This is a genomic window from Arhodomonas sp. KWT (assembly GCF_010993615.1).
Window position 1 is genome coordinate 1 of record NZ_WNXE01000199.1, and the last position, 3,977, is coordinate 3,977.

General features: G+C 71.8%; 4 protein-coding genes. All 4 read right to left on the minus strand.

All coding sequences use genetic code 11. The annotated features are described in order from the left end of the window. Positions 1-488: hypothetical protein (locus G7A99_RS16530; protein ID WP_240466314.1), on the minus strand; the 488-nt coding region annotated here is incomplete at its 3' end. Further along, a complete protein-coding gene (locus tag G7A99_RS16535; RefSeq protein WP_163142158.1) occupies positions 473-1,822 on the minus strand; it encodes an O-antigen ligase in 1,350 nt (449 codons plus the stop codon). The genes G7A99_RS16535 and G7A99_RS16530, both read right to left, overlap by 16 nt. Further along, entirely contained in the window at positions 1,819-2,991 is a 1,173-nt protein-coding gene (locus tag G7A99_RS16540; protein ID WP_163142162.1) for a glycosyltransferase, read from the minus strand. Before G7A99_RS16540 ends, G7A99_RS16535 begins: the two co-directional genes overlap by 4 nt. Continuing rightward, the coding region (locus G7A99_RS16545) for an ATP-grasp domain-containing protein (protein ID WP_205599885.1) at positions 2,988-3,977 on the minus strand (990 nt) is incomplete at its 5' end. The genes G7A99_RS16545 and G7A99_RS16540, both read right to left, overlap by 4 nt.

Genomic DNA, 3,977 nt, shown 5'->3' on the forward strand with positions numbered 1-3,977 from the left:
AGCCACAGCCCCTCGGCTCCAGCGCGGCGGCGCAGCGCACGCACGGCGTGACCGTCCGCGCGGGCCCAGGCGAGCACCAGCTCGCCCCACTGATCCTGGCCCAGGAGGCATTCCAGCAGCACGTCGGCCGCCGCCTCGGCGCAGTCCCGGCGTACGATGAAGTCCGCGTATTCGGTGGGCAGCGTCTCGGCACCGTGCCAGAAGTTGCCCACGAGCTGGAGCCGCCGGCTCGGCAGCACCCCGCGCACGCGCTCGGCGGTGACCATCATGGGCGCAATGCCGCAGAGCGAACCATCGCCGTCATGGACCGCAAGTAGCCGCAGCGCCGCCCCGCCCGGTACCCCGAAGTGCCGCCACCAGCCGTAAAGCCAGTCCCAGCCGAGGAACAGCGGGTCCGCATCCGAGGCCGCCACCAGCCGCTCCCAGGACTGCCGGGCGGCGGCAAAGGCCGCCTCGTCCCAGACAGCTACCGTCATGCCCGTCGCCATGTCCGACCTCCCGTGGTCAGCGCCTGGGTCACCGCACCGGCAACGGCCGGGGCCGTCGCCTCGTGGCGGGCGTACGCCGCGGCCGCCACCTTGTTCAGGGCCACGATGAACGCGATGTGCACCCAGAAATACGGATAGAAGAACACCGAGACAAACGACGAGGACACCAGCAACCCCACCATCGCGGCATCCATGCCGCCGGCCAACGTCACCAGCATCCGGTCATCCATCGCCCGCGCCATGCGACGCGTACGGCGGTTGTTGAGGAAGGCGTAGAGGATCATCAGTGCGAACAGCGTCAGCCCGGTGAAACCGTACTCGGCACCGGCGTCGACGAAGATGCTGTGGGGCAGTCCGTAGCGCTCCAGGCCCTCCTCCGGCGGGTAATGGGTCTGGTAGTACGGCCCCCAGTTGGCCGGGCCGATACCAAGCCACGGATGCTCCTGCATGATCTCCCAGCCGATCTGCCAGCGCAGCAGGCGGTTTTGGGAGGTCTCGTCCTGGCCGGCGGCATCGAAGCGCTCCAGGGTCTGCTCGGGCATCACCGAGTAGCCGACGATCGTGATGACGATCGCCAGCAGCGCAATGCGAACCCGCCGCCGGCTGGTCAGTGCCATCCATGCGAACGCCGCCGCGGCCCCGACCACGGCCCCGCGGGAGTTGGTGGCGATGATCGTGGCCACCGCCGAGAGAGGCAGGAAGGCGAGCAGCAGCCACTTCCAGCGCGCGCACCACGGACGCACCGCAGCCATGAAATACAGCGACAGGGGCAGGAAGATGCACATCTGGATGCCGAGCTCGCCGGAATTCTGGAACCACCCCGGCGCGCCGGTAACACCCCAGTTGTCGTAACCGAAGCCCCGGGCCGCCCAGCTCCGGAAACCGTGCTGGGACATCTTCAGGTTCCACAGCAGGTACAGGAACAGGAACACGAAGAACCGCTGGCGGGTGGTCACGGTGGTAACCACCAGGAAGAACACGATGCCCCAGACCACGTGGGTGACTACCCGCTCGCCGGAGAACATCGGCGCCCACGCGTCCCACCAGGCGAACTGGAGGACCACCAGAAACACGGCCAGCAGCCGCGTCACCGGGTTGTCCAGGTCGATACGCTCGCGGCTCGCGAGCCGGGCCACCAGCGCGGCCAGGATGCTGACCTGGGCGTAAGGGAGGACGTCGATCGCCGGGTAGATGCTCTGGGGGCGGACATATTCGATGAACACATACAGGCACACCAGAGCGAACGCCGGCCCCTCGCCGACCAAGACCTGGGCGATGGCTCCGGCCCGCAGCCGCAGCAGATCGGTCATCGACACGCCGCCCGCACCGTTCATGGCAGCCACCCCGGGGCCGGGGCACACGAGCCGTTGCGCGCGAGCGCCTGTTCGTAGACACCGGCGTACGCGCCGGTCATCGCCTCCAGCGAGAACTCGGCGCGCACCCGGGCGAGGCCGCTGGCGGCGAGCCGCGCCGACAGATCCGGATCCCCGGCCACCCGCGCGAGGCCGGTGGCGAGGGCCGCAGGGTCGCCCGCGGGCACCAGCCACCCCGTCTCCCCGTGACTGACGATCTCCTCCGGCCCGCCGCAGCGCGTGGCGACCACCGGCACCCCGGCGGCCATCGCCTCCAGGGTGGCGATGGACAGCCCCTCGCTGGCCGAGCTCAGCACGAACGCGTCCAGCGCCCCGAGCAGACCCGGCACGTCGGTGCAGTGACCGGTGAACGCCACCCGCTCGCCCAGGCCCAGCTCGTCGCGGCGGCGCAGCAGGGCCTCGTGGAGGCCGTGGCGGTCCGGCTGGCCGGCGATCACCAGGCGGAAGCGGTGGCCCTGCGGTCCGTCGACGAGCCGTGCCATGGCCTCGAGGAGCACGCCGTAGTCCTTGGCGGGACGGATATTGCCCAGTGCGCCGAGGAGGATCTCGCCATCCCCGGCGCCGAGGCGCTCACGCGCCGAGGCGCGGTCGATGCCGCGGTAGCGGGCCACGTCCACGCCGTTGTAGATCCGCCGGCAACGCCCGGCCGGCAGCACGCCACCGGCGGCGAGCCCGTCGCGCAGGGCGTCGGAGACGAACACCGCGGCGCTCAGGCCCGCGCGCAGCAGCGCGAACTTCAGCGCCAGCACCCGGTCCGCCGGGTCCACGTCGACGCTGCCGTGGAGGGTCGCGACCACCGGCCGGCGGGTCAGCAGCCCGGCAATGCTGGCGTAGACCGCGGTCCCGAACAGGTGCGCCTGGACCACGTCGATGCGCTCGCGGCGGATCAGCCCGACCAGTGCCCGCAGGTAACGCACACTCATGCGCCGGCGTCCGCCGGGCAGCATCACCGGCGTCACACCGTGGGCACGCAGGTCGTCGGCCAGCCAGCCCTCCCCGGTGATCGCCACCACCGAACGGAAACGCGCCGGGTCCAGCCCCGTTGCGAGCTGGCGGAACACCGTCTCGGCCCCACCCGGACCGGTGGTATCGATGGTGTGCAGTACACCGATCGTGGCGTTGACCGTCATTTCGCCCCACCCCGCAGGTAGTAACGGCATTCGTGGAGAAACGGGCCCAGGTCCTCGAGGCGGTTCACGTCGTAGCGGGTGCCCCGCTCGAACAGCCGCAGGAACCGCGCGGCCGCGCCGGCCAGCTCGCCGCGGCGCGCCCAGCGCCGGCCGTCGCGCCAGCGGAGGTAGAGGCTGTCGAGGTCGCCGAGCAGCCAGCGGCTGCGGCAGCCCGTGCGGTAACCCGCCGGCGGCGCGGGGTCCTGGCCGAGCGCCAGCCGGCAGGCCATGAGCGGGAAGTCGACCCCGGCGTCAACGGCGAGCTGGAGCGAGCCCCAGAAGCGGCCGTTGATCTCCAGCAGATGCGCCCGGCCGGCCGCGTCCAGCTTGAACTCCGCCATCGCGACACCGTGCCAGCCCACCGCCGAAAGGATCCGGTCCGCGGCGTCCACCAGCTCCGGCGCCGCGGGCACGCTCTCACTGAGCACGCTGACCCCGCCGCTCGGCGGGCGCTCGCGCAACCGGCGATGGGCGAAGAAGGTCACCGCCCGGCCCCGGTCGTAGAGGGCGAACACGCCCCGGCCCTCGCCGGTGAGTCGCTGCTGGACCAGCACCGGGACGTCGGCATAGCCGGGGACGGCACCAAGCTGTGCAGCGAGCTCCCCGGCGTCCGCGGCATGGACCACAGGCAGCGCCAGCCATTGCCCGCCCACCGCGGTCTGGGAGCGGGCGGGCTTGATCACCACCGGATAACTCAGGGAGTCCGACGCGGCGAGCGCCGCGGCACCGGTGTCGAAGGCACGGGTCGAGGGCACCGGCACGCCCCGCTCGGCGGCCAGGACGGCAAGGCGGGCCTTGTCCGTCACCGTCTCGAAGGCCTCCCGCGGGGGGCACGGCAGCCCGACGCCGGCGAAACGCTCGCACCCGCCAAGCACCAGCGCCGTGGTGAGATCGCCGACAGGCAGGAGCACGTCCACGCGCTCCTCTGCCACCAGCGCCGCCACCGC